The sequence below is a fragment of the Mesorhizobium sp. GbtcB19 genome, assembly GCF_019091085.1.
In the GTDB taxonomy this organism is placed as follows: domain Bacteria; phylum Pseudomonadota; class Alphaproteobacteria; order Rhizobiales; family Rhizobiaceae; genus Mesorhizobium.
This window is the reverse complement of the sequence record NZ_JAGXJY010000214.1, coordinates 1-275: the sequence shown is the minus strand read 5'-3', so window position 1 is coordinate 275 and position 275 is coordinate 1. Positions and strand designations below refer to the sequence as shown.

Genomic DNA, 275 nt, shown 5'->3' with positions numbered 1-275 from the left:
AGCTATGTGCGGAAGGGATAAGTGCTGAAAGCATCTAAGCATGAAGCCCCCCTCAAGATGAGATTTCCCATAGCGTAAGCTAGTAAGATCCCTGAAAGATGATCAGGTTGATAGGTTCGAGGTGGAAGCATGGTGACATGTGGAGCTGACGAATACTAATAGATCGAGGACTTAACCATTTAATATGAAGCAATGTTATCTAGTTTTGAAAGAATATAAAAAACTTGTTGACTTTCAAAAGTAAATGAGTTAAAATAATTCTTGTCTTAAATGAA

1 rRNA gene is annotated in these 275 nt (G+C 37.1%); it reads left to right on the top strand.

The features are described 5' to 3' along the window. Nucleotides 1-179: ribosomal RNA gene (locus KVT37_RS32210) — 23S ribosomal RNA — on the top strand; the annotation flags it as partial. Nucleotides 180-275 lie beyond the last annotated feature (96 nt).